Source organism: Rhizobium sp. BK098 (genome assembly GCF_014193155.1).
Taxonomy (GTDB): Bacteria; Pseudomonadota; Alphaproteobacteria; order Rhizobiales; family Rhizobiaceae; genus Rhizobium.
Map to the genome: position 1 here is coordinate 1 of NZ_JACHYY010000008.1, position 24,416 is coordinate 24,416.

Annotated in this window: 23 protein-coding genes, 2 tRNA genes and 1 pseudogene; 15 read left to right on the forward strand and 11 right to left on the reverse strand. The window is 59.4% G+C overall.

Going from position 1 to position 24,416, the window contains the following annotated elements; all coding sequences use genetic code 11:
• Positions 1 to 92 precede the first annotated feature (92 nt).
• The 3 genes from FHT73_RS20005 to FHT73_RS20015 all read right to left on the reverse strand — a co-directional run bounded on the left by FHT73_RS20005 (position 93) and on the right by FHT73_RS20015 (position 3,221).
• Positions 93 to 1,394: a hypothetical protein gene (locus FHT73_RS20005; RefSeq protein WP_210290440.1), complete on the reverse strand. Its 1,302-nt coding sequence runs from the start codon at positions 1,392 to 1,394 to the stop codon at positions 93 to 95.
• A gap of 90 nt (positions 1,395 to 1,484) precedes the next feature.
• Positions 1,485 to 3,056 (reverse strand): tyrosine-type recombinase/integrase, encoded by a 1,572-nt coding sequence (locus FHT73_RS20010; protein WP_183714211.1) that lies wholly within the window; start codon positions 3,054 to 3,056, stop codon positions 1,485 to 1,487.
• Between the two features lie 90 nt (positions 3,057 to 3,146).
• Positions 3,147 to 3,221, reverse strand: a tRNA-Thr gene (locus FHT73_RS20015).
• 245 nt (positions 3,222 to 3,466) lie between these two features.
• Here FHT73_RS20015 and FHT73_RS20020 point away from each other — a divergent pair.
• From FHT73_RS20020 to FHT73_RS20065, 10 genes are all read left to right on the forward strand, one after another.
• Entirely contained in the window at positions 3,467 to 3,661 is a 195-nt protein-coding gene (locus FHT73_RS20020) for a hypothetical protein (protein WP_183714732.1), read from the forward strand.
• A 159-nt stretch (positions 3,662 to 3,820) separates the two neighbouring features.
• The gene (gene murA, locus FHT73_RS20025; protein WP_112335243.1) at positions 3,821 to 5,113 is read left to right on the forward strand and encodes a UDP-N-acetylglucosamine 1-carboxyvinyltransferase; all 1,293 of its coding nucleotides are present in this window, start codon (positions 3,821 to 3,823) and stop codon (positions 5,111 to 5,113) included.
• Between the two features lie 334 nt (positions 5,114 to 5,447).
• The gene (locus FHT73_RS20030; RefSeq protein ID WP_183714214.1) at positions 5,448 to 5,891 is read left to right on the forward strand and encodes a DUF2948 family protein; all 444 of its coding nucleotides are present in this window, start codon (positions 5,448 to 5,450) and stop codon (positions 5,889 to 5,891) included.
• A 58-nt stretch (positions 5,892 to 5,949) separates the two neighbouring features.
• On the forward strand, positions 5,950 to 7,248 hold the full coding sequence (gene hisD, locus FHT73_RS20035) for a histidinol dehydrogenase (protein ID WP_183714217.1): 1,299 nt from the start codon (positions 5,950 to 5,952) through the stop codon (positions 7,246 to 7,248).
• A gap of 3 nt (positions 7,249 to 7,251) precedes the next feature.
• Positions 7,252 to 7,725, forward strand: a complete 474-nt coding sequence (locus FHT73_RS20040) for a UPF0262 family protein (RefSeq protein WP_112602971.1) — start codon at positions 7,252 to 7,254, stop codon at positions 7,723 to 7,725.
• 5 nt (positions 7,726 to 7,730) lie between these two features.
• Entirely contained in the window at positions 7,731 to 8,213 is a 483-nt protein-coding gene (locus FHT73_RS20045; RefSeq protein ID WP_015341223.1) for a low molecular weight phosphatase family protein, read from the forward strand.
• A gap of 142 nt (positions 8,214 to 8,355) precedes the next feature.
• Positions 8,356 to 8,574 (forward strand): translation initiation factor IF-1, encoded by a 219-nt coding sequence (gene infA / locus FHT73_RS20050; protein ID WP_004117876.1) that lies wholly within the window; start codon positions 8,356 to 8,358, stop codon positions 8,572 to 8,574.
• Positions 8,575 to 8,664: 90 nt separating this feature from the next.
• A complete protein-coding gene (locus tag FHT73_RS20055; protein ID WP_112335240.1) occupies positions 8,665 to 9,285 on the forward strand; it encodes a Maf-like protein in 621 nt (206 codons plus the stop codon).
• 5 nt (positions 9,286 to 9,290) lie between these two features.
• Positions 9,291 to 9,506 (forward strand): DNA gyrase inhibitor YacG, encoded by a 216-nt coding sequence (gene yacG / locus FHT73_RS20060; protein ID WP_183714220.1) that lies wholly within the window; start codon positions 9,291 to 9,293, stop codon positions 9,504 to 9,506.
• 196 nt (positions 9,507 to 9,702) lie between these two features.
• Positions 9,703 to 9,778 (forward strand) — tRNA-Phe (locus FHT73_RS20065).
• Positions 9,779 to 9,974: 196 nt separating this feature from the next.
• Here FHT73_RS20065 and FHT73_RS20070 read toward each other — a convergent pair.
• Positions 9,975 to 10,301, reverse strand: a complete 327-nt coding sequence (locus FHT73_RS20070) for a hypothetical protein (protein WP_183714223.1) — start codon at positions 10,299 to 10,301, stop codon at positions 9,975 to 9,977.
• A gap of 536 nt (positions 10,302 to 10,837) precedes the next feature.
• Positions 10,838 to 10,972: pseudogene (locus FHT73_RS20075) on the reverse strand (IS3 family transposase); the annotation flags it as partial.
• A gap of 441 nt (positions 10,973 to 11,413) precedes the next feature.
• Between FHT73_RS20075 and FHT73_RS20080 the strand changes: the two are divergent.
• From FHT73_RS20080 to FHT73_RS20090, 3 genes are read left to right on the forward strand one after another with little or no spacing between them, the layout of a single operon-like run.
• Positions 11,414 to 13,360, forward strand: a complete 1,947-nt coding sequence (locus FHT73_RS20080; RefSeq protein WP_112335236.1) for a PrkA family serine protein kinase — start codon at positions 11,414 to 11,416, stop codon at positions 13,358 to 13,360.
• 18 nt (positions 13,361 to 13,378) lie between these two features.
• Positions 13,379 to 14,650, forward strand: a complete 1,272-nt coding sequence (locus FHT73_RS20085; protein WP_112335235.1) for a YeaH/YhbH family protein — start codon at positions 13,379 to 13,381, stop codon at positions 14,648 to 14,650.
• A complete protein-coding gene (locus FHT73_RS20090; RefSeq protein ID WP_112602965.1) occupies positions 14,650 to 16,200 on the forward strand; it encodes a SpoVR family protein in 1,551 nt (516 codons plus the stop codon). The genes FHT73_RS20085 and FHT73_RS20090 overlap by 1 nt, the downstream gene beginning before the upstream one ends.
• Positions 16,201 to 16,217: 17 nt before the next feature.
• On the opposite strand, the gene FHT73_RS20095 is transcribed toward FHT73_RS20090, so the two are convergent.
• From FHT73_RS20095 to FHT73_RS20120, 6 genes are all read right to left on the reverse strand, one after another.
• Positions 16,218 to 17,663, reverse strand: coding sequence for a DHA2 family efflux MFS transporter permease subunit (locus FHT73_RS20095; RefSeq protein ID WP_112602963.1), 1,446 nt, complete (start codon positions 17,661 to 17,663; stop codon positions 16,218 to 16,220).
• Positions 17,664 to 17,871: 208 nt separating this feature from the next.
• Positions 17,872 to 18,753: a DUF6030 family protein gene (locus FHT73_RS20100; RefSeq protein ID WP_112602959.1), complete on the reverse strand. Its 882-nt coding sequence runs from the start codon at positions 18,751 to 18,753 to the stop codon at positions 17,872 to 17,874.
• 229 nt (positions 18,754 to 18,982) lie between these two features.
• Positions 18,983 to 19,693, reverse strand: coding sequence for a copper homeostasis protein CutC (locus tag FHT73_RS20105; RefSeq protein WP_183714226.1), 711 nt, complete (start codon positions 19,691 to 19,693; stop codon positions 18,983 to 18,985).
• Positions 19,683 to 20,609, reverse strand: a complete 927-nt coding sequence (locus FHT73_RS20110) for an ROK family protein (protein ID WP_183714228.1) — start codon at positions 20,607 to 20,609, stop codon at positions 19,683 to 19,685. The genes FHT73_RS20105 and FHT73_RS20110 overlap by 11 nt, the downstream gene beginning before the upstream one ends.
• Positions 20,610 to 20,710: 101 nt before the next feature.
• On the reverse strand, positions 20,711 to 22,069 hold the full coding sequence (locus FHT73_RS20115) for an ATP-binding protein (RefSeq protein WP_112602953.1): 1,359 nt from the start codon (positions 22,067 to 22,069) through the stop codon (positions 20,711 to 20,713).
• On the reverse strand, positions 22,066 to 22,725 hold the full coding sequence (locus tag FHT73_RS20120; RefSeq protein WP_015341212.1) for a response regulator transcription factor: 660 nt from the start codon (positions 22,723 to 22,725) through the stop codon (positions 22,066 to 22,068). The genes FHT73_RS20115 and FHT73_RS20120 overlap by 4 nt, the downstream gene beginning before the upstream one ends.
• Positions 22,726 to 22,941: 216 nt before the next feature.
• Here FHT73_RS20120 and FHT73_RS20125 point away from each other — a divergent pair, with 216 nt between their 5' ends.
• Both FHT73_RS20125 and FHT73_RS20130 read left to right on the forward strand, forming a co-directional pair.
• Positions 22,942 to 23,397: an RbsD/FucU family protein gene (locus tag FHT73_RS20125; protein WP_015341211.1), complete on the forward strand. Its 456-nt coding sequence runs from the start codon at positions 22,942 to 22,944 to the stop codon at positions 23,395 to 23,397.
• Between the two features lie 55 nt (positions 23,398 to 23,452).
• On the forward strand, positions 23,453 to 24,406 hold the full coding sequence (locus FHT73_RS20130; RefSeq protein WP_112602951.1) for a sugar-binding transcriptional regulator: 954 nt from the start codon (positions 23,453 to 23,455) through the stop codon (positions 24,404 to 24,406).
• Positions 24,407 to 24,416: the final 10 nt, after the last annotated feature.

Consider the following 24,416-nt stretch of genomic DNA (forward strand, 5'->3'; position numbering starts at 1 on the left):
GCCACCAGATACGATAAGACCCAAAAATCATTCTCGGCATTCCTCGCTTTGGCCGCAGCCAAAATATGGCTGCCATACTTTGTCAACAGGGCCTAGAGTTGGGAGGCATCCTCTGGGTCATTGTATCGAGGTTTGTAAAACTCAGATGGCGTCTTCCAGGCCAGGAAAAAGTCCAGTGGATCCTGGCTGCCTAGGAAGTCGCGAGCGAGCGCAAGTCTTTCCAGCACGTGTCTTCGCTCGTCGTCGACTAGCATAGCAGCACGCTCCTCTACGCCCCTCAGAAACTGTTCCACTCCAATCACGTGAGACCATCGTTGAATAATTTCGGTCAAATGCTCCCGGCTTTCGCGAGAAGATTTTTCGACCAGACGTTGATCCTCCTCCTTCGCCCGGCGCTCCTGGGCTGCGAGTTGCTCTTGGCGAGCTATCTCAGCCCGGCGGTCCGCTTCCTCAAGTCTAGTAGCAAGCTCGACCGCCGCCCCTTCTATAGCCTTTACGATGGCGGAGAGCGTCTTTTCCAAGGTGGAATTTGCGGTCTCGTCCCAACGACTGGACCAGGAAACACGATGATAGGGGCTGTATGCCATAAGTCTCAGCCGCCCGGAGGGGATCTCCTTGTTTGTAGTCCAGGTAAAATCTCTCGCATATCGGGAAGCCTTCGGAGGAACGTAGTCCGCCTCGCGGATGTATTTGCTGTCACCAATATAACGCATGAGCACCTCTTCGGACGTCTCCACGATCGCGAGGCCGATGGGAATCGTTCCGACATACACTAAAGTCGAGCGCCCCGGCGACCAAAGGCTATTCTGATAATGGTTGCGCTGTTTGCCGGTATCTTGGCGCTCGTCGATCCGTGGTCGCGAAAATCGCTGATCAGATGGGGCCAGAACCACACGATGCCCTGCCGTCTCAAGCGAATTGAAGAGATTGTTGGCGAAGCCAAGGATTTTGCTCAAACAAGCTTTGGAGGTCGTCACATCGAGAAGCACCTTTTTGTACGGTTTGAGGTAGGCGCCGTCCTTGACCGGCCGGCCATTTTCGAAATGTTCTCGGGCACTTTGCACCAGCGCGTGAGTGCCGGACTTTGCCAAACGTGCCTCCAAAGAAGCAGGCGGAGCCTTAACCGAACGGTGATGACGCCGAGGTTTTTCTGGAGTGCTAAGCTCTCCTCCCTTGGACCAAGAAAGCTGATCACCAGGTCGAGCCTCAGGAAGGTCCTCGCGTGATGGTGCTTTCCCGACAGCCAGCTTCGCCCAATAGCCGCGCTCCGGGCGGGGGACATTCAGCGAAGCACAAACGCGGGCCATGTAGCTGTTTGACACTTCGAATTGCTCGGCGACCTTGGTCATGGGCTTGGACCAAACGAGTTCGTAGAGTTCGTCTCTGCTAATCAAGGCAAGCTCTCCTTTGTCGATTCCATCAGTTCGCTAGCGCCCGTGCAGGAGTGCGAGATCACAAGGCATTGCGACGGTGTGCGCCGTCGATCAAACAGCGAATGATGGGAGCTTGTCGATGGCAATCTTCTTTGCCGAAATCGTCACGTCACCGTAATTTTCGCCTGCGGTGCGCGGTGCGTGCCCTTGTATCGCGTCGAGAACTCGGCCATCGATCCCGGCCTCGAGGCCGAATGTCTTAAACGCATGCCGCCAACCGTGATTGGGCGAAACGCCGTCAGGAATGACATGGTTCTTTTGAAGCCAATTGGAAATTCGCCCAGAGACCGTTTGAGCGGGGTCCGCGGTCCTCTTGCCCTCCATAGGAGGGTAAAACAAGGCTCCGCCAGGTGAGTTCTGCACGAATTTCAGAAAGCCCTTTTCGATGATCTGCGGATGCAGCGGAACGTCCCGGTATTGTCGATTCTTCACTTTCCCGGCGTCCGGCGTGATCCTGATGTAGGCGACACCATTATCCTCTCGTACATCCTCCTTCCGCAATTGTGTAATCTCTGAAATACGTGAGCCCGTCAGCGCACAGATCAGTGGCGCCCACTTCTTGGCCGCGCTGGTGCCCGGTTTTTCGCGTGTCTGCGGATTGTCAGATTTGGGAGCTTCGTAAGCGAGAGAGAATTTCAATACGGCAACCGCTTCTTCGCGGGTAAAGCCCTTGGGGCGTGTCACCGGCTTGAGTGCTACCTTCAGCTTCACGTCCCTGGCCGGGTTGGTCTCGAGCAGGTCGTTTGAGACGGCCCAGTTCAACACAGCGTTCACAGCCGTCAGGTAGACATCCCTGACTGTGCGAGGAGCAAGTGTGGTGATTTTCGCGTCCTTCCACTCGACGATGTGTTTTTTGGTAAGCTTCTTGGCATCTGAGATCTTAGTGAATTTCACGAGATCTTCGATAATAGGGCGCCAGCGCTTCTCTGCGCCGGCGCCTTTGCCGTTTGCTTTCAGCTCAGCCATGTAGCGATTGAAAAGTTGCTCCATCGGCACAGGCGGAAGTTCCTCTTCGACGGACATCGACCTCCGAATGACTGGATGCGCCGGCTCGCCAGAATAGTCGCCTTCGTCCCGCTCAGCGACACGCGCCAAAGCCTCGAGCTCGGATATGCAAAGGGCACGCGCTACATCACGCCATTCATCGGTGCCGAACTCTGCTATTGTGTTGCCGAGTTGGCGATATCGCTCTAGCCGGCCACCAATAAGCTCAAGGAGAGCCTGATCGTTTAGCTTACCAGCTATGCCCGCACGGAGATCTGAGACGTAAATGTCATTGATGCCGACGGCGGGCCAGCCGGCACCGCTTCTCCGAAAGTAGTCATCAAGCGACAGCCGCTCTTGATAGTTTCGGGCTGCGATCTGTTCTGGGGTGAGCGGGTATCGGCCGGGTGCGGCGCGAATGCCGCTTTCTTGCTCGGCCCGCCTTTCCGCCAGATGAAGCTTGTGCTGTAGATTGGCAACGGCACTGTGGAGCCGTATGAGAGCAAGTCGGCGGTCCGGTCCCAGCGCTTCGCGAAGTTCTGTCCTGTTTTCGAGATAAGGACGTAGATCTTTAGGGATGACGAGACGGGCGAAATAGCGACCTTCTCTGTTCAATAAATATCTGGGCTGGCGGGCCATCTAGCTTCCGTTTTGTAACGCGATTTGTAACGGAAGAATGTACGAAAGCCTCTGGAATGCAAGGGCTTCAATGAAATCAATGGGGTAAGATGGTGCTGCTAGAGAGATTTGAACTCTCGGCCTCTCCCTTACCAAGGGAGTGCTCTACCCCTGAGCTATAGCAGCATTCCGTGGCGCGGTGTCGTGCGCCGTATTGGGCGAGGCGGCTATTGCCATAGGTCGGGGCGGAGTGCAAGCCGCAAATTGCAAGTTCTGTGAAAGATCGTTGGAAAAAATGTGTCGGTCTTTTGACGCCTAAGGTTTTCCGCTATGAGGAAGACATGGGTGCGGACAAGACGAAAATCGATGAAGGGCAGGCTTTGCAGGGCGGTTCTGCTCCAAGTGGGGCCAGCGGCGAGGCGGGCGAGCCCGTGAGCGGCAGGCAGGTCACGGAGGCCGATCGGCGGCGCGAGCGCGCGGCACAGAAGCTGCGGGAGAACTTGTCCCGCCGCAAGCAGCAGGTCCGGGCGCGGCGCGCCGGCCAGGCGGACGAGACGGATGGGCTGCCGGCTGCAAAGGCTGGGGATAATGCCGATTCCGCCGCAAAAAGGGACGAATCGCAATGATTGATGTCGTCCATCATCAAACGAATTGATGCGTTAATCTATTTCGTCTAAAGAGCGCCTTTTACCAAGGTGCACGAAACTTAGGTGCGCAAAACTCGGCGCCCGCAACCCGGGCGCTCGGAACTATCAGGAAAGGCGGGCCTCGCCCGTATTGCTTATATGGATCGTATCAGGATTGTCGGCGGCAACGAGCTCAACGGTATCATTCCGATCTCCGGCGCCAAGAATGCCGCGCTGCCGCTGATGATCGCCTCGCTTCTGACCAGCGATACCCTGACGCTCGAAAACGTGCCGCATCTGGCCGATGTCGAGCTTTTGATGCGCATTCTCGGCAATCACGGCGTCGATGTCGCCGTCAACGGCCGGCGCGAGCGCCAGGAAGACGGCTATTCCCGCACGATCCATTTCACCTGCCGCACCATCGTCGATACGACCGCGCCTTATGAGCTCGTCGCCAAGATGCGCGCGAGCTTCTGGGTCATCGGACCGCTGCTCGCCCGCGAGGGCCAGGCGCGCGTGTCGCTGCCCGGCGGCTGCGCCATCGGCACGCGTCCGGTCGATCTCTTCATCGAAGGCCTGCAGGCGCTCGGCGCCACCATGGAAATCGACGGCGGCTATATCAACGCCACGGCGCCGAAGGGCGGCCTCATCGGCGCCCGCTATGATTTCCCGAAGGTTTCCGTCGGTGCGACGCATGTGCTGATGATGGCGGCCACGCTTGCCCGCGGCACCACCGTCATCGGCAATGCTGCCCGCGAGCCTGAAATCGTCGATCTCGCCAACTGCCTGATCGCCATGGGCGCGAAGATTTCCGGCGCCGGCACCAGCACGATCACCATCGAGGGCGTTACCTCGCTTTCCGGCGCGCGTCACCGCGTGCTGCCCGACCGTATCGAGACCGGCACCTATGCCATGGCCGTCGCCATGGCCGGCGGCGACGTCACGCTCGAAAACACCGATGTGGCGCTGCTCGACACGGCGCTTGAAAGTCTGCGCCGCGCCGGCGCCACGGTTTCGCCGACCAACAACGGCATCCGCGTCATGCGCAATGGCGGCGGTATCCAGCCGGTCGACGTCGTCACCGATCCGTTCCCCGGCTTCCCGACAGACCTGCAGGCGCAGTTCATGGCGCTGATGACCCGCTCTTCGGGCGTCTCGCATATCACCGAGACCATCTTCGAAAACCGCTTCATGCATGTGCAGGAGCTGGCCCGCCTCGGCGCGAAGATTTCCCTTTCCGGCCAGACGGCCCGCATCGAGGGCGTCGAGAAGCTGAAGGGCGCGCCCGTGATGGCGACCGACCTTCGCGCTTCCGTCTCGCTCGTGATCGCTGGCCTTGCCGCCGAAGGCGAGACGCTGGTGTCGCGCATCTATCACCTCGATCGCGGTTTCGAGCGGCTCGAAGACAAGCTGACGCGCTGTGGTGCAGTGGTCGAGCGCATCAGCGACTAAGATCGTCGCGCACCCCCCCGAGCAGCGCTCCGGTTTTTGCATCCCGCTGTCGCAAAAGCGCGACAGCATTTTGCGGGATCCGGCCTATTTCCATCCATCGGCGAGAAGAGAGCGGACAACCCCGCTTTCTTCGGTTGCGTCTTTTGCGCTCGCATTTTATGTCCAGAATGGAGAAACCTCGGCAATCGTGCTTGCCGGGCGTTCTAGAGCAATTCCAGGAAAAGTGCGTAGCGGTTTTCCGTCCGGAATTGCGTAAGTAGAAAGGATAGAGCGTTTTCGCGATTCGAAGAAAAGCAGAAACGCTCTATTGGCGCGATTAGGGATAAAAGGACGAATGAGCGATCTCAAGCTAATGGCACTCGACACCGAGGACCTGGATGTCATCTCTGCCTATATGCAGGATAGCGTCTTCAAGGTCGGCGACATGTCCTTTGCGCCGAAGCAGGAGCAGTTTTCGCTCGCGGCCAACCGTTTCGTGTGGGAGCAGTCGGATCAGCGCAGCAAGCCTTACGAACGCCATCGTTCCGCGCTGGTGTTCAAGCGCGTCAAGGCAGTCCGCTCCAGTGGCATCGACCGGCGCAAGCGTGATGAGGTGTTGTCGCTGCTTGCCATCCGCTTCGAGCAGAAGGGCGAGGGGCCTGACGGCACGATCGAGCTTGCCCTTGCGGCCGACGCCACGATTGCGCTTGATGTCGAATGCATCGAGGCCCAGCTCGCGGATATCGGCGGCGCATGGGAAACGGCCCATAAGCCTCGACATCCCGACGCGGGCGAATAGATAGCGACGTTTGGATTTTTGCCGCCGCAGGCGGCCGCAGTGAAAGAGGAATATCAGTTTGGCTATCTGGCTGGATCAGGCGTCGGAAGGGTTCGAGCAGCAGTTCGCCGCATTCCTGACGACCAAGCGGGAAGTGTCCGAGGATGTGAATGCGGTGGTGCGCGGCATCATCGACGATGTGCGGGCGCGGGGCGATGCCGCCCTTGCTCACTATTCCAAGAAATTCGAGGGCATCGATTTCGCCGTGACACCGATGCGCGTCACCGAAGCCGAGATCGATGCGGCCGTTGCCGCCGTTCCGGCCGAGGTCCTGGGCGCGCTGAAGGTCGCCGCCACCCGCATCGAATCGCATCACCGCCGGCAACTGCCGAAGGACGATATCTATGAGGACGATCTCGGCGTCGGCCTGGGATCGCGCTGGACGGCGATCGAGGCCGTCGGCCTCTATGTACCCGGCGGTACGGCTAGCTATCCGAGCTCGGTGCTGATGAATGCCGTGCCGGCCAAGGTCGCCGGTGTCGACCGCGTCGTCATCGCCGTGCCGACCAAGGATGGCGCCGTCAATCCGGCCGTGCTTGCCGCCGCCCGCATGGCCGGCGTCGAGGAAATCTACCGTATCGGCGGCGCGCAGGCGATTGCCGCGCTTGCCTACGGTACCGAGACGATCGAGCCGGTCTATAAGATCACCGGCCCGGGCAATGCCTATGTTGCCGCAGCCAAGCGCCAGGTCTTCGGCACCGTCGGCATCGACATGATCGCCGGCCCTTCCGAAGTACTCGTCATTGCCGACAAGAACAACGATCCGGATTGGATCGCCGCCGACCTGCTGGCGCAGGCCGAGCACGACGAAAGTGCTCAATCGATCCTGATTACCGACGATGCCGAATTTGGCAGAGCCGTGGAAGCGGCGGTCGAGCGGCAGCTGAAGCAGCTCAGCCGCTCGCAGACGGCGGCAGCGAGCTGGCGGGATTTCGGCGCGGTCATCCTGGTCTCCGATCTGAAGAAGGCCATTCCGCTTGCCAACCGGATCGCCGCCGAGCATCTGGAACTTGCGGTCGACGACCCCGAGCCGCTGCTTGCCGGCGTGCGCAATGCCGGCGCGATCTTCATCGGCCGTCATACGCCGGAGGTGATCGGCGATTATGTTGGCGGCTCGAACCATGTGCTGCCGACGGCCCGCTCCGCGCGCTTTTCCTCCGGGCTCTCGGTGCTCGATTTCGTCAAGCGCACCTCGATCCTGCGGCTTGGGCCGGATCAGCTTCGTGCACTCGGGCCGGCGGCGATCGCGCTTGCCAATTCCGAGGGGCTGGATGCACATGCGCGATCGGTCGCGATCCGCCTCAATCTCGAGGGGTAAGGCATGACCAAGGGCGTCTTCCGGCTGAGCGATGTGGTCCTCGACGACACGATCGGCCGTTCGACGCCCGATGTCGAGCATGAGCGCGCCGTCGCCATTTTCGACCTGATTGAGGAAAACAGCTTCACGCCCGTCGGGCATGAGGGCGGGCCCTATCTGCTCAATCTTTCGCTGGTCGACCAGAAGCTGGTCTTCGACATCCGCATGGAAGATGGCGGCGTTGTCGCCACCCATATCCTGTCGCTGACGCCGTTTCGCCGGATCGTGAAGGACTATTTCATGATCTGTGAGAGCTATTACGAGGCGATCCGCTCGGCCACGCCAAGCCGTATCGAAGCGATCGACATGGGCCGGCGCGGCATCCACAACGAAGGCTCGCAGACGCTGATGGACCGGCTGAACGGCAAGATCAGCGTGGATTTCGACACGGCGCGCCGGCTCTTCACGCTCGTCTGCGTGCTCTATTGGCGCGGGTGATTGCCATGGACGAGCCGCAGGCGATCGAGCACAATGGCAGGTCGTCCGGGGGCAAATCCCCCGGTGCCATCCTCTTTATGTGCGGCCTGAATACCATCCGTTCGCCGATGGCCGAAGCGATCGCTCGGCAGATGCTGCCGCAGGGCACCTATATCGCCTCGGCCGGCGTGCGTGCCGGCGAGCGCAATCCCTTCGTCGATGTCGTGCTTTCCGAGATGGGGCTTTCGCTCGGCCGGCGCCAGCCGCAGACCATGGAGGAGCTGGAGGACGATTTCTTCGATGTCATCATCACGCTCTCTCCCGAGGCGCATCACGCCGCGCTGGAACTGACGCGGGCCAATGCCGTCGACGTTATCTATTGGCCGACGATAGACCCCTCCGCCACGGACGGAACCCGCGAGCAGATTCTCGATGCCTATCGCGGCGTAAGGGACTATCTTCTCGGTCTCATCGAGAGCAGGCTTGTGGAACATCGTGGTTCGCTTTAGAGCCGCAAGTGAAACAAATGCAGAAACCCTTATCAACGTGGTTCACAAAACCGCGGCGATTGTGTAGTTTCCGCCCAAATTTCCGGCGACCCAGCCTTTTTGTCACGGGCGCCGACCTCAACCGACAGGAAAAGAAGCTTTAATGCCGAAAGAAGAAGTCCTCGAATTTCCCGGTGTCGTTACCGAACTCCTGCCGAACGCAACCTTTCGCGTGAAGCTGGAAAACGAGCACGAGATCATTGCCCACACCGCGGGCCGCATGCGCAAGAACCGCATCCGCGTTCTGGCCGGCGACAAGGTGCTGGTGGAAATGACCCCTTACGACCTGACCAAGGGCCGCATCACCTACCGTTTCAAATAGTACGCCGCTCGCTGGAGCCGGATGCCCCGACATTTTTCGGCATCATGCTCCGGAGCCGGCTCTCATTCCCGCATGACAGGTCGAGATCTGATGGCGTTGAAACACAAGCTGATACTGGCCTCCGGATCGCCGCGTCGCGTCGAGCTCCTGCATCAGTCAGGCATCGAGCCCGCGCGCCTTATGCCCATGGACATCGACGAGACGCCGAAGAAGGCGGAGCATCCGCGCTCGCTGGCGCGGCGGCTTTCGGCGGAGAAGGGTGATGCAGCCTTTGCGGCTATCAAGAGCGATGCCGCCTGGCAGGGGAGCTATATCCTTTCGGCCGATACGGTCGTTGCCGTCGGACGGCGCATCCTGCCCAAGGCGGAATTCGTCGATGAAGCGGCTGCGGCGCTGCATCTGCTCTCCGGGCGCGGCCATGTCGTCTATACCGGCATCTGCCTGATCACGCCGGACCGCAAGGCGCGCCAGAAGGTCATCGAGACCAAGGTGCGTTTCAAGCGGCTCTCCGGCCGCGACATCGACATGTATCTCGCCTCCGGACAATGGCGGGGCAAGGCCGGGGCCTACGGCATACAGGGGCTTGCAGGCTCCTTCGTGCAGAAGCTGGTCGGTTCCTACACCAATGTCGTCGGATTGCCGCTTTATGAGACCATGCTGCTGCTCGCGGGCGAGGGGTTCGACGTCCACGCCGGATGGCAGGAAGGATAGAGCTGATGACGAAGGCTGAAGAGATCAAGGTTGGCTCGAAGGTCGAGCCGCTGCGCAAGACGCGTCCCTGTCCGGAATGCGGCCGCCAGTCGGTGCGCGAGCACTATCCCTTCTGCTCGGATCGCTGCCGTTCCGTCGATCTTTCGCGCTGGCTCAACGGCTCCTATGCCATCCCAGTGACCGAAGACGAGACGAAGGCCGACGGCTCCCATCAGGACTGAATGAGGTTTTCCAAAGAGGTTCTATGTTGCGAACCTCCTCATTTTGTTCGCGAATTGGCAAAATTCGATTTCCTGTCAAAAAAGAGTCATTTGCGGCTGGACATGGCCGAACAAGATGCTATAACCCCGCTCGCTTCCGGGGTGAACCAACCGCCCAGCGCCTTTCACGGCTCTTCTCTCGACGCGAAGCACGGATGCCCAGATAGCTCAGTTGGTAGAGCAGCGGATTGAAAATCCGCGTGTCGCTGGTTCGATTCCGGCTCTGGGCACCACTACCAACTTTCGAAATTTTCCACTTCTGTCGGATGCCTGGTCGGTCCTGGCGACCTCGGAACGAGGGTGGAGTACGCTTCTGCGTCCATACGACTATCAAGTCGGAAGAATTATCAAACGATGCTCTCTTCGGGGTCAGGTCCTTCGGCGGTTCGATGGGCGCGGCGGAGGCCAACTCCTCCGCGATCCTCAGGATCATGGCTCGCAGCTCAAAGCCAAATAGCCAACGGCGCTCGTCCGATGGAGGGAGAGTGTTTGTAAGCGGCTTTCAGCTTCGCTCGCTGAACGTTCGGCGTCATGACAGAAATCGTTCAGCGCCAAAAGAAAGGCGACCTTGGTCAGTTGATCAGAGCGGACTATGCCGCATTGAAACAAAACGATCAGCTTTGATTCAAAACCTTCCTTACTATAGTCATTTGGATCGAACCATGCCTGCTTTACCACCTCATTAAACACTATTCGAACTTTGTCCAAATCGTTCGGCATCAAAGTGTCATTGGAGAGGCGTTGCAAACGCTCCATGGTATCCCTTTCAACCAGCCTAGCGCTGGAAGCGCCCAAAGGAACTATTGAATGCTTCCGGATTCAGGGGGGCGGCTAAAGTACAGTTTGAGGACGCGTTGGCCGATCGCGCTCGATCCGTAGGGCCTTAAGCATTGCAGCCTTCTCGATTCGGGCGGCAACGTCACCTGTTGTAATGGGACGGAAGACCGTGTCGGTTTTCTCTCTGATGGGGCATTGGAACCGCTTTGAACGTTTTGACATGATCACAACCAAAGATGAACTGACGGAAGGCTGAGGCTGAGAATAGCCGCCGCACCAGCGATCAAGACAGAGGTCTCTATCAGCATGCGCATCGAGCGTCGTACTGTGTTGGCAATAAGAACGTTTTGCATTTTGGCTCCTTGTTATAATTATTTTCTAGGATTTAGGCATACTATCACATTTTTTAGAAAATTTTCATAATATTTTTGATTGTTAATTTTAGCGGTAACTTACTGTTTTGGCTCTGTCATTGGGAGAGATTGAATAGCCCCGAGTTTCGTAGAGATCTCGGGTCAGATTTTTTGCTGCTTCTCGAACGCGACAGGCGATAGCATCCCGTTCCTGACGTGTTTGCGTTTCGGCTTGTGGAACATCTCGATGTAATCGAACACGTCCCGACGTGCTTCATTGCCTGATCGGTAGACCCTGCCTGCATCGGAACTGCGCGGCTGCGATATCGATACAATTGCGACATGACATGCTAGAATGTCTACGAATGGTAGAATGGTTCGATTCCGGCGCTGGGCACCATCTTTTCTCCCAAATCATGCGGACAATGAAGCGCGACGCTGGCTTCGACCAATTCTTCGTTCAGATCGCGTTTTCGGATGAGTGCCCGCCGTGCATGCTTGGTCATTGAAGTGAAGATTTTTGCGTGCGGTGTTTTGATCGCAACCATCTTATGGTTGTGTTTCATTAATTCGGTGCATGATCCCATCAAGATATTGATGACATTCGGAATCAAGCGTACGAATTATTGACAGATCACCTATTGATTCGAAGCGAGTCATACCGCACTTTAGATATGGCGGGATAAAGTGATCTCGTAAAAGCCGGCGTTAATTGCAATAGCAAGCTACCGAGGCGCCATGTTAAACAACGATGTTCTGTTCAACACGTTCGCCCGTACTTTTGAAGCACGGCGCGAAGTCGAGATGTCATTCTCAGAATACCTGGAAGCCTGCCGGGATGACCCGCTCATGTACGCAAATGCGGCAGAGCGGCTACTGGCAGCCATGGGCGAACCACTGCTGATCGATACGGCCAAGGATACAAGGCTTGGGCGTATTTTCATGAACCGGACCATCCGGACTTATCCGGCTTTTTCGGGCTTTTTCGGCATGGAAGAGACGATCGAACGCATCGTCGCCTTCTTCCGACATGCGGCCCAGGGGCTGGAGGAGCGCAAGCAGATCCTCTATCTGCTCGGGCCAGTCGGCGGCGGCAAGTCATCGCTTGCCGAGCGGCTGAAATCCTTGATGGAAGTTCATCCCATCTATGTGCTGAAGGCCGGAAACGAGCTGAGCCCGGTCTTCGAAAGCCCGCTCAGCCTGTTCGATCCCGTCACCATGGGGCCGATGATCGAGGAGCGCTACGGCATTCCGCGTCGGCGTCTGACCGGGCTTATGAGCCCCTGGTGCCTCAAACGGCTGGAAGAGTTCGAAGGCGATATTTCCCGCTTCCGCGTCGTCAGGATACAGCCCTCAAGGCTGCGGCAAATTGCCGTCGCCAAGACGGAACCGGGCGATGAGAACAACCAGGACATTTCCTCGCTGGTCGGCAAGGTGGATATCCGCAAGCTCGAAAGTCTCGCGCAGAATGATCCGGATGCCTATAGCTACTCCGGCGCATTGAACCGTGCCAACCAGGGCATTCTCGAGTTCGTCGAAATGTTCAAGGCGCCCATCAAGATGCTGCACCCGTTGCTGACGGCGACGCAGGAAGGCAATTACATCGGTACGGAAAATATCGGTGCGATACCCTTCTCCGGCATTATCCTGGCGCACTCAAACGAGTCGGAATGGCAGACATTCAAGGCCAACAAGAACAATGAGGCATTCATCGACCGTATCTGCGTGGTGAAAGTGCCTTATTGCCTCAGGGTCACCGAAGAGCAGAAGATCTACGAGAAGCTGATCGAGGAATCCGAGCTCAGCGACGCGCCCTGCGCGCCGTCGACCCTGGAAACTCTCGCCCGCTTCACGGTTCTGACGCGGCTTTCCAAGCACGAGAATTCGACCGCCTTCTCCAAGCTTCGGGTTTATGACGGCGAGAGCCTGAAGGAGACCGATCCGAGAGCGCGCAGCGTGCAGGAATATCGCGATACGGCCGGTGTCGATGAAGGTATGGATGGGGCCTCTACCCGTTTTGCCTTCAAAGTGCTGGCGGCGACCTTCAATTACGATACGACAGAAGTCGGTGCCGATCCGGTGCATCTGATGTACATGCTGGAGCAGGCAATCCGCCGCGAACAGCTGCCGCTTGAAACCGAGAAGCTCTATATCGAGTTTATCAAGAGCGAACTCGGACCACGCTACGCGGAGTTCATCGGCAACGAGATCCAGAAGGCCTATCTGGAATCCTATTCGGATTACGGACAGAACCTCTTTGATCGCTACGTCGACTATGCCGACGCCTGGATCGAGGATGTGGACTTCAAGGATCCCGATACAGGCCAGCTTCTGGACCGCGAGCTTCTCAACCAGGAGCTCACCAAAATCGAGAAGCCGGCCGGCATCGCCAATCCGAAGGATTTCCGCAACGAGGTCGTCAAGTTTTGCCTGCGGGCGCGAGCGAGCCACGGCGGCAAGAACCCGTCCTGGACCAGCTACGAGAAGATCCGTGAAGTCATCGAAAAGCGGATGTTCTCCCAGGTCGAGGACCTTCTGCCCGTCATCTCGTTCGGTTCCAAGAAGGATGGCGAGACGGAGAAGAAACATGGCGAATTCGTCGAGCGGATGGTCGCGCGGGGTTACACCGAGCGGCAGGTCCGGCGCCTTGTGGAATGGTACATGCGTGTGAAACAGGCGGGATGAGCCACCAAGGAAGAAGGAATGCACATTGTTGACAGACGCCTGAACCCAGGCGGAAAAAGTCTGGAAAATCGTCAACGATTTTTGCGAAGAGCAAAAGCGCTGGTGCAGAGAGCGGTCTATGAATCCTCTCAAAATCGCGACATTCAGGACATTCTGAAGGGTGGCGAAGTCAGCATTCCCCTGGATGGAACCGAGGAACCTCGGTTCCATCGTGGCCCAGAGGGCCTGAAGGAACATATTCTTCCCGGTAATAAGGACTTCATCGAAGGTGATGTTCTGCCGCGGCCAGAAGGTGGCGGCGGCAAAGGTCGCGCCGGTGGTGACGGCTCTGGGGAGGATGCCTTCCGCTTCATCCTGACGCGGGATGAGTTCCTCGATCTCTTCCTTGATGATCTCGAATTGCCCGATCTTGCCAAGCGGCGGTTGATGTCGGCGGATCAGATCAACCCGGTGCGCTCGGGCTATTCGGTGACGGGATCTCCCGCCAATCTCGCCATCAACCGTACGATGCGGCTTGCGATGATGCGCCGTGTCGCGCTGCATCGCCCGAAGCCGGAAACGGTCGAAAAGCTCATCGAGGAGGCCGAGGAGTGCACGGACGAGAAGCGCCGCGCACAGCTCGAAGAAGAGATCAAGAGGCTGGAATCGAAGGTCCGGCGCATTCCCTATATCGATCCGATCGACATTCGCTATCGTCGTTTCGAGAACGAGCCGAAACCGGTGGCACAGGCCGTTATGTTCTGTCTGATGGACGTCTCCGGTTCGATGACCGAGCATATGAAGGATCTCGCCAAGCGCTTCTACATGCTCCTCTATATTTTCCTGACCCGGCAGTATCGCCGTGTGGAGATCGTCTTCATCCGCCACACTGACGTCGCCGAGGAGGTGGACGAGGAGACCTTCTTCCGCAGCCCTGCAACCGGTGGCACCCAGGTTTCGAGCGCGCTCGAGGCGATGCGGCGGATCGTGCGTGACCGCTTCCCGGCGTCCGACTGGAACATCTACGCCGCCCAGGCGTCGGACGGCGACAACGCCTATTCAGACAATGCGACGACGGCAGCGCTGATGACGAGCGAGATCCTGCCCGTCTGCCAATATTTCGCCTATCTCGAAGTGGGGGAATCGCGCAGCGTCGCAATCTCGTCCGGCTCGGCGATCTGGTCGCTCTACGAACGGCTGCAGGCGGGATGGCCGGTGCTTTCCATGCGGCGTGTCAGCGATCGCAGCCAGATCTATCCGGTCTTCCACGATCTCTTCCAGCGCCGGACGGCGGAAACAAGGAGCGGATAATGGCAAAGAAGGCATCGATGGAGCGGCTTTTCGAAGGTGCGGACTGGGATTTCGCCACCATCCAGCGAATTCACGATGCCTGTGAGAAGATCGCCGTCGGCGAACTCGGTCTCGATGTCTATCCCAATCAGATCGAGATCATCACTGCCGAGCAGATGCTCGACGTCTATTCCTCGATCGGCATGCCGCTGTTCTACAAGCACTGGTCCTTCGGCAAGCATTTCGCCCATCACGAGGCCTTCTACCGCAAGGGCCTGCGCGGCCTTGCCTATGAGATCGTCATCAACAGCTCGCCCTGCATTTCCTACCTGATGGAGGAGAATACGGCGACGATGCAGGCGCTCGTCATCGCGCATGCCGCCTTCGGCCATAATCATTTCTTCAAGAACAATTATCTCTTCAAGCTCTGGACCGATGCCGAAGGCATTCTCGATTATCTCAACTTCGCCAAGAGCTATATCGCGCGTTGCGAGGAGCGCTACGGTCACGCCGCGGTCGAGCGCACGCTGGATGCCGCGCATGCGCTGATGTCGCATGGCGTGCATCGCTATGCGGGCAAGAAGACGCCGGACCTGCGCGACGAGGAGAAGCGCGAGCGCGAGCGGCGCGAATATGACGAGAAGATCTTCAACGATCTCTGGCGCACGGTTCCGGCCGGGTCTGGCAAGAAGACCCATGATCTCGATCTGGAGCGCCGGCGTGCGCTGGCCGGTCTGCCGCAGGAGAACATCCTCTATTTCCTGGAAAAGATGGCGCCGCGGCTGAAACCCTGGCAGCGCGAGATCATCCGCATCGTGCGGCATGTCGCGCAATATTTCTATCCGCAGAGCCAGACCAAGGTGATGAACGAGGGCACGGCGACCTATGTGCACTATCGCATCATGACGCGGCTGCACGAGCTTGGCGGCATCGGCGACGGCGATTTTCTGGAATTTCTGAAATCGCATACCAACGTGGTTTTCCAGCCGACCTTCAACGATCCCCGTTATTCCGGCCTCAACCCGTACGCGATCGGTTTTGCCATGATGCAGGATATCGAGCGCATCGTAACGAAGCCGGAGGAAGAGGATCGCCAATGGTTCCCGGAAATCGCCGGCACCGGCGATGCCATGGCGGTGCTGCGCGATCTCTGGGCCAATTATCGCGACGAGAGTTTCGTTGCGCAGTTCCTCAGCCCGCACCTGATGCGCAAGATGCGCATGTTCCAGCTGACGGATGATCCCGAGGAGGAAGAGGGGCTGAGGGTTGCAGCCATTCATGATGAGCGCGGCTACCGGCGTATCCGCCGCGAGTTGTCACGGCAATATGATGTCGGCTGGATCGATCCGCATATCGAGATCGTCGATGTGGATCTTGCCGGCGATAGGCGGCTGCTGGTCAAGCATACGGTGCTGAACGGCGCGATGCTCGACGACATGGATGCCAAGCGCGTGCTGCAGCATCTGGCCGATCTCTGGAGCTACGACGTGCTGATGCAAGAGGTCGATCGCTCGGGCGCGGTGCTGCGCGATCATCTTGTGCATCCACGGTCTTCGGCGCTGGCGGCGTAAACACCTCTATCCCCGTTTTATGTCTTCGGCAGCCGGTGGTGGCCGCTCACCTGCATGCCATCCTCAGGCTGCAACTTCAGAAAGCCGGGTATGCCGAGCAGCGGGATGACCGCCATCAGCAAAAATGCAATGTGGAATTTTTCCGGCGTCAGCGGCGATCCATCCAAGGTCACCAGCCCCAGTAGCATGGCGGCGACGGAGACGCCGAAGCTGACGCTCAATTGCTGCAGCACGCCGCCCAAGCTGGTCGCGCGGCTGAGCTGTGCCGCCGGGGTATCGGAATAGGACAGCGTGTTGGACGTCATGAACTGACCGGCCCGCGCCAGCCCGAAGATGAAAACATAGACGATGATGAACCAGTGCGGCGTGTCGGGCGTGATCAATGCGAAGCCCGCGACGACGGCGGCACCGAATACGGCGCTCCAGGTGAGCATGCGATCGAAGCCATAGAGCTTCAGCAGTTTTGCCGAGACCGGCCGCACGGCAAGCGCGCTTAGGGCGCTGACGAAGGTCAGCGTGCCCGAGACGATCGGGCTCAAGCCGAAGCCGATCTGCAGCATCAGCGGTAGCAGGAAGGGCACGCCATTAAGCCCGACACGACAGATGCCGCCGGCAAGGGTACCGATGCGGAAGGTGCGCAGCTTGAAGAGGGTGAGATCCACGGCTGGCGACGCCGCCGTTTTTGCGTAGCGGATGAAACCGACGAGCAGCAGACCCGCGGCAGCAAGCGTGAGGACAATAGCCCAGCCGGGGATCGTCGGCCGGCCGATATTTTCGATGCCGTATTGCAGCAGCACGCAGCCGAGGCCGACCATGATGAAGCCGGGAAAATCGAATTTGATCGTCGCGTCGCGTTCGGTATCCTCGACATAGCGCAGCGCCATGGCCATGCCGATCAGCCCGAAGGGCAGGTTTACCCAGAAAATCCAGCGCCAGGACAGATAGGTCGTCAGGAAGCCGCCAAGTACCGGGCCGATGACAGGTCCCATGACGGCTGGCAGGGTCATGTAGGTCATGGCAGTCACGAGTTGGCTGCGCGGGAAGCTGCGGATGAGGATGAGGCGCCCGACCGGCGTCATCATCGCGCCGCCAAAGCCCTGCAACGCGCGCGTGGCGATGAGCATCGGCAGGCTGGTCGCCAGCCCGCAGAGGATCGAGCCAATCGTGAAGATGAAAAGGGAAAGCGTGAAGATGCGCCGGGCGCCGAAGCGATCCGCAAACCAGCCGCTCACCGGAATGAACATGGCAAGCGTTAGAATATAGGTCGTGACAGCCAGATTCATGCGAAGGGGCGTCGTATCGAGGCTCTTGGCGATATCGGGAACGGCGGTGACGAGGATGGTCGAATCCAGCTGCTCCATCAGGAAGGCGACGGCGACCACGGCGGGGATGATGTAGCGCAGGCGAGGATTGCGTTCGACCGCAAAAGTCTGACCCTGCGGATTGGGATCTATCGAATCCATGGAATGTAACGGCTTTCCAACGCCCGGCTGGGGACCGGCGCGTTTGACGATTTGCATGGATCCCTTCGGAAACCGCCTCGTGCTCTCGGGAAACATGGTGCTGGCGGCCGGTGATCCGCCGGCCATCGGAATCGTTGCCTATATGAGCATCATCCCTGGCGCGGTGCAACAGGAACACGGCCTCTTGAATTCCCGGAAATCCATATGATCAGTTGGTTGATGGGGGAGAGGGCAATGTCCAGCGTGCCTTGTCGAAGACGATCGCGGTTCGGAGCTGCTCCGGCGAGGTTCTGCGCAATTCCAGCTGCAGATTGAAATTGTTGTTGCTCTGGAATTCCTTGAAGAAGGCAAGCTTGGCGCCGAAGGCTTGCAGCGTCACGTCCTGCAGTTTGCCGATTGCCTCGAGCGCGGCCTGAAAGTCCAACCAATGGGTCTCGTTCAGCAATAGGACGACAGTATCGACAAAAGTGCCGGCAACGGCCTTTCCGTCGTCATTGTCCGGCATGATGACCTTGATGCGGATGGCATCGATTTCACCTGATGGTTTGCCCCTGGCGATGATGAAGAAGGAAGCCGCCTTGGGATCGCCATAGGCGCCCTTCTGAACGGCATAGCTGCACTCCGAAGTGCCGGTCCCCAGCTCGCTTTGCCGCCATTCGCCCACGGATAGGCCGAATTTCTGGAGATCAGCGCAAAGCGTCTGGCCCGATATCCGCCAGCTTCGCACGAAGGCACTCAGCAGAGCGTCGATAGGCTCGTCCAGTAGATGGGATCTTTTCTTGACGAATGGCTTGGCGGTGACGGTCGCCGGCTTGACGCGGACGCTGCTTGATGCCGGGGCTGATGTCTTTGGCGCCGCTGCCGGAGGCGTGGCTGCATGAGATGGCTGTGGTTCCTGCACGGGCGTAGTCGGCGCTGCTGCGTGTTGTTCCGGTTTCGGAAAAAGATTGAGATGATAACGATCATCCAGCGCTCGCAGATTGCGCATATCGTTAGCCAGGAGCGCGGTTGCGAGGATGATCGAACCGATGACAACGGCGGCAATCCAAAAGACAGCTCTGCTTTTCTTGCGAGGTGGCGCCACCGACATGGTTCAGATCACAGCTACTCCCGAGGAAACTTACTTGCTGCAATAACTGTATGTTGCGCAGCCATGTTCATGGCTACAGCATATGCGTTTATGAACGATTGATCATTCTAATGTTTCTTTGTCAATTCATGATGTTGCTCAAAGCAGACCGCGATCTTGGGCAGCCGGTTTTTCTGGCTTTTTGCATGTTCTTGTCGCAGAACCGCAGCACGTCCCTGTGTAGTCTGTTCTACGCGAAATATGCCTTGAGTGCCTTGACGGTGGCGGCATCCGTGCGGCGGGCCGATGGCGCCGAGAAGCCAAGGGTGATGGCTCGCTCATCCGTCTCGGAGACGGGTGCCGAGCAGGAGGCATGGATCTCGCTGATCTGCAGGTGCGGCCATAACTGGCCGACCGTCGCAAGCGTCACGCCGGAGCCAGGCATGACGGAGATGCGACCAGCGGCGGCTGCAATCGCCTGTTCGAGCACGGCGAGCCCTTCCGCCGCGGTCTTTGCGCCGCCGGATGTCAGGATGCGTTCGAAGCCGAGGGAGATAGCGACATCGACGGCTTCCTCGACGTCGGGCACCAGATCGAAGGCGCGGTGCAGCGTCTTGCCGAGGCCTTCCGCATAGGCGGTGAGAGCCGAGAGCGTGTCAACATCAAGTCGCCCATCGGGCAGGGAGGCACCGAGCACGACGCCTGCCAGACCGACGGTCCGCGCCGCATCGATGTCGCGCTTCATGATTTCAAGTTCATCCGCCGAGTAGACGAAGCTGCCGGCGCGCGGACGGATAATGGCGTATGCCGGGACGGGCATCCTCGCCGCTGCGGCCATCAGCCCGGCACTCGGCGTCAGCCCACCAAGAGGAAGCGCGCTGCAAAGCTCGATGCGATCGCCGCCGCCCTCGACAGCGGCCTTGAGGCCGGCAATATCCTCGACGCAGACCTCAAGCAGCATGGATGCGCTCTCCGGCATATTGCAGGCCCAGCAGAGCGGCACCGATGAGGCCAGGTTCCAGCTTGCACTCGCTCGGCACGACGAGAGGCCGGCCGAACTTGCGCAGGATGCGGGCACGTACTGCCTCGTCCAGTCGTACCAGGAGCGGTTCGACGTTGGAAAGGCCGCCGCCGACGGGCACGATGGTCGCGCCGGTTATGTTGATGGTCAGCGCCAGCGGCGAGGCGACCAGATCGACCATCACGTCGATCGTGCGTTCCGCGCGGCTTTCGCCCTTCAGCCAGTCGCCGATGATCTCTTCGCTGGAAAGTTCCAGGTCGTGAAGCGTCTTGTGCAGGCGTTCGATACCGCGGGCGCCACCGACCGTGTCGACGCAGCCCTTCTGGCCGCAGCCGCAGGGATAGGCGGGAATGGCAACCGGCGGATTGCCGGCAAGGGAGGCGATGATCGGGCCGTGGCCCCATTCCCCGGCAAAGCCGCCGGCTGCATTGACCAGCCGGCCATCAGCGACAAGGCCACCACCGACGCCGGTGCCAAGAATGGCGCCGAACACGATGCGATGGCCACGGCCTGCGCCCGACATGGCTTCGGCCATGGCGAAGCAATCGGCATCGTTGGCAATCAGCACGGGATAGCCGAGTTCCGCTTCGAGGTCAGCGGCAAGGTGTCGGCCGTGAATGCAGGGAATGTTGGCGCAGGTGAGTGCCTGCGTATCGGGATCGACGACGCCGGCGATCGAGAAGGAGAGGCAATCCGGCTTGTCTTGCGCCTCCGCGATCACGTCGTGCAGGGCGGCAACGAATTCGACGAAGTCATGCCTGGGCGTCGGGCGCCGTGCCAGCGGAACGATATCCGTCATGGAGCGGGCGATGCCGCCTTTGATGGCGCTGCCGCCGATGTCGAAGGAAACGATCATGGATACCGACCCGCTGGAAACATGGCGCACTTGCTCGCACCCTTTGCCGGTCTTTGCAAGATCAATCCGGTGCGGGCCAATCCTTCCCGGGCGGGCAGTCGTCAATCCGTTGGAAGCGGCAAGGTGATTCTTGCTTCGAAGCCATCGGTCCTGCCGGCCGCCGGCGAGAGCAGATCGAGATGACCGCCGATCTGGCCAACGATGCGCTCGACGATCGACAATCCCAAGCCTGAGCCCGCCGCTTTCGTCTTGCCGCGCCAGAAACGCTTCTTTAGGCCGGCAAGCTCATGGGCGGACAGCACGGCGCCGCCATTGACGACGCGGACGGTACGATCGTCAACGCTCACGGTGACCTCGTCATCGGCCGGACCGTGGATCAAAGCGTTTTCGATCAGATTGCGCATGACGATCGCAAAGGCATCGATATCGACATTGCGGATCAGTTTCCCGGAAGTCTCGTTTTCCAACAGGACGCGGCCCGCCGTGCCGGTATCGCGGTTGTAATCGCCGATGACCGTTTCGATGACGGCCGTAAGATCGGCCGGTTTGTCGCCGGTGCCGATACCGGCCTGAGCGCGAGAAAGCTGCAGCAGCTTTTCCGCCAACCGGCTGAGATTGGAGAGAGATGTTTCGATGCGGCCGGCGCGTTCCGCCAGTTGCCCTTGCGGCAATTCGGCGATCAGCCGCTGCGTCTGGGCAAGCGCTCCCGCAATCGGAGTGCGCAGCTCATGGGCGCTGTTGGCGGTGAATTCCCGCTCCGCTTCAAGGGCGAGCCGCAGGCGTTCGAGCAGCAGGTTGACGGAACGGGCGATCGGCTGCAGTTCGAGCGGCAGCGTTTCGCTCTCGAGCGGCGCCATGTTGCCGCCGTCCTTGGTGGCGATCTCGGAGCGCAGGCGGTCGATCGGCCGCAGCGATCGGCCAACGATGATGCCGATGGCGATGATGCTCGCCGGAATGAGCGCCAGCAGCGGCCAGAGCAGCGCGACGCCGCTCTCGCGCAATGCCTCGCGGCGATTCTTGAAGGCATCGGCGACATGCAGGAAGATCGTCCCATCAGCCGAGGATTCGGTATAGATCCGGTATCGTGATGTATTGTGGAAGCCGATTGCCAGCGGCACCTCATAGGCGGTTGGAGGGGCATCGTGGGAATGCAGGATGACCTTGCCGTTCCCATCGAGCACTTGGTAGGTCAGATATTCGCGGTTCAGCCCCTTGTTGAGCGCTTCCAGGCTCTGGGGATCGCCGGAATGGTCGCGGTTGGCGAGATCGTCGAGCACCAGCGGCAGTAGACGCTCGGCGGTTTCCTGCAATGCGCCGTCGAAGGTTTCCGAGAGTTCCTTGTTGACGACATAAACGCCAATGCCGACCGCGATCAGCCAGAAGATGACGACCGTGCCGGTCAGCGCAGTGATCAGACGCCGGGTGATGCTGGCGCGGCTCGCGGTTTTGGCCTCACTCATCGTTCGCCCAGGCAATAGCCGACACCGCGGGCCGTCTTTATGCGATCCTTGCCGATCTTCTTGCGCAGGCGGCTGACATAGACTTCCACCGTGTTGCTCTCGATCTCGGAGCCGAAGGCATAGAGCGCTTCCTCTATCTTGTCCTTGGAGACGATGGCGCCCGGCCGCGTGATCAACAGGTCGAGCACGGCCCATTCCCGGCCGGTCAGGATGACATCCTTGCCTGCCAGCTTGACGCGGCGCTGCGGTTGATCGATTTCCAGGTCGTCGAAGCGCAGGGTCGGCTGCGGGCTGCCCGCATACCGTCGGGCAACCGCCAGGATGCGGGCCGTGAGTTCGCCGAGATTGAACGGCTTGACGAGATAATCGTCGGCACCGCTGTTCAGGCCCTCTATTCGGTCGGAAATCTGGTCGCGTGCCGTCAGGATGATGACGGGGGTTTCATCCGGCCTGCGGCGCAGCCGCTTCAAGAAATCGATGCCGCTGCCGTCCGGAAGTTGCAGATCCAGCAGGACGAGGCCGTATTGCACGGCGCTGGTGACCTCTTCCGCATCGGCCAGGTTCTTGACCCAATCCACGGCGTGAGGCCCTGCCGCGATATGGTCGCGAACCGCACCGCCGATCGTGTCGTCGTCCTCCACCACAAGAATGCGCACCTGCACCTCTCAACCGTTGAACGTACTTCAGTTAATGCCGACGAACCTATCGGGTCAATAACGGCTGAAATAAGCCATGACTGGATGCACAGTTCATGGCTCGCTGACACAGCGAAAACGTTCCCGGTACCTATGGACAGACAGAAACGCGATGGTTACTTGTGCGGAGAACGAGGCGGCACGGGTGCCGCCGGAGGCTATCGGAGGATATCGGTCATGCTGAAGGGAATTTCACCGCTGTTGAATGCGGATGTGCTCTACGCACTCAAATCCATGGGGCATGGCGATATGCTCGCTGTCGTCGACACGAATTTCCCCGCCGAATCGGTGGCAAGCCAGACCGTTCTGGGCGAGCTGCTGCGTATCGACAACGTGTCGTCTGCCGAAGCGGTTGCGGCGATCCTGTCGCTAATGCCGCTCGATACCTTCATCGATGATGCGGCGGCACGCATGGAAGTGGTTGGTGCGCCGGATGAGGTGCCGCAGGTGCAGCGTGAAGTTCAGGCCGTGATCGACAAAGCCGAGGGCAAGCATTGGCCGCTGACGCCGGTCGAGCGTTTTGCCTTCTATGAGCGTGCCAAGGATGCCTTTTGCGTCATTCAGACCGGCGAGCGCCGTTTCTACGGTTGTTTTACCTTGACCAAGGGTGTCATCCCGCCGGAAGCTGAGTGATCAGGCACGCTTGATCCGGATGGCGGCAAGGGCGCTGTTTCGATAAAGGAAGGCGATGGCGAGAAAGCTGGATTCCCAGGGACGGCTTGATGATGCGGCGCGAGCCGGTTGGCTCTATTATGTTGCCGGCCGCACGCAGGACGAAATCGCCGTCGCGATGGGAGTATCCAGGCAGTCGGCCCAGCGGCTGGTGTCGCTTGCCGTCGCCGAGCGGCTGATCAAGGTCCGGCTGGATCATCCGATCGCCGTCTGCATGGAATATGCGGCAGAGCTCAAGAAGAAATTCAATCTGCGGCATATCGATATCGTGCCGAGCGATCCGGACAGCACATCCTCCACCATCGGCATTGCCGAAGCGGGTGCTGCCGAAATCGAGCGCTGGCTGCGGCGGCCCGAACCGATCGTGCTGGCGATCGGCACGGGGCGCACGCTGAAGGCTGCGGTCGATCAGCTGCCGGCGATCGAATGTCTGCAGCACCGGGTTGTGTCGCTGACGGGCAATATCGGCCCCGACGGTTCGGCCGCCTATTACAACGTCATTTTCAGCATGGCCGATGTCGTCAAGGCGCGGCATTTTCCCATGCCGCTGCCGGTACTGGTGTCTTCCGCCGAGGAGCGCGAATTGTTGCATGCGCAGGCACTGGTGCGCTCGACGCTCGATATCAGCGCGCAGGCCGACGTGACCTTCGTCGGCATCGGCGAGATGGGTGTCGAGGCGCCGCTCTGTCTCGACGGCTTTCTCGAGAGAGACGAGATGCTGGCATTGATGGATCGGGGCGCTGCCGGCGAGATCTGCGGATGGGTTTTCGATGGCAATGGCAAGCTCATGCCCGATGATGTCAACGAGCGCGTCGCCAGTGCGCCCTTGCCGTCGCGCGATACCTGCAGCGTCATCGGAATCGCCAAGGGCCGGCGCAAATTCGAGGCAATCAAGGCGGCCGTCGTCGGTCAGCAGATCAATGGTTTGATCACCGACGAGGCAGTTGCTGAATTTTTGCTCAAGGCGTGAGCAAAAAATT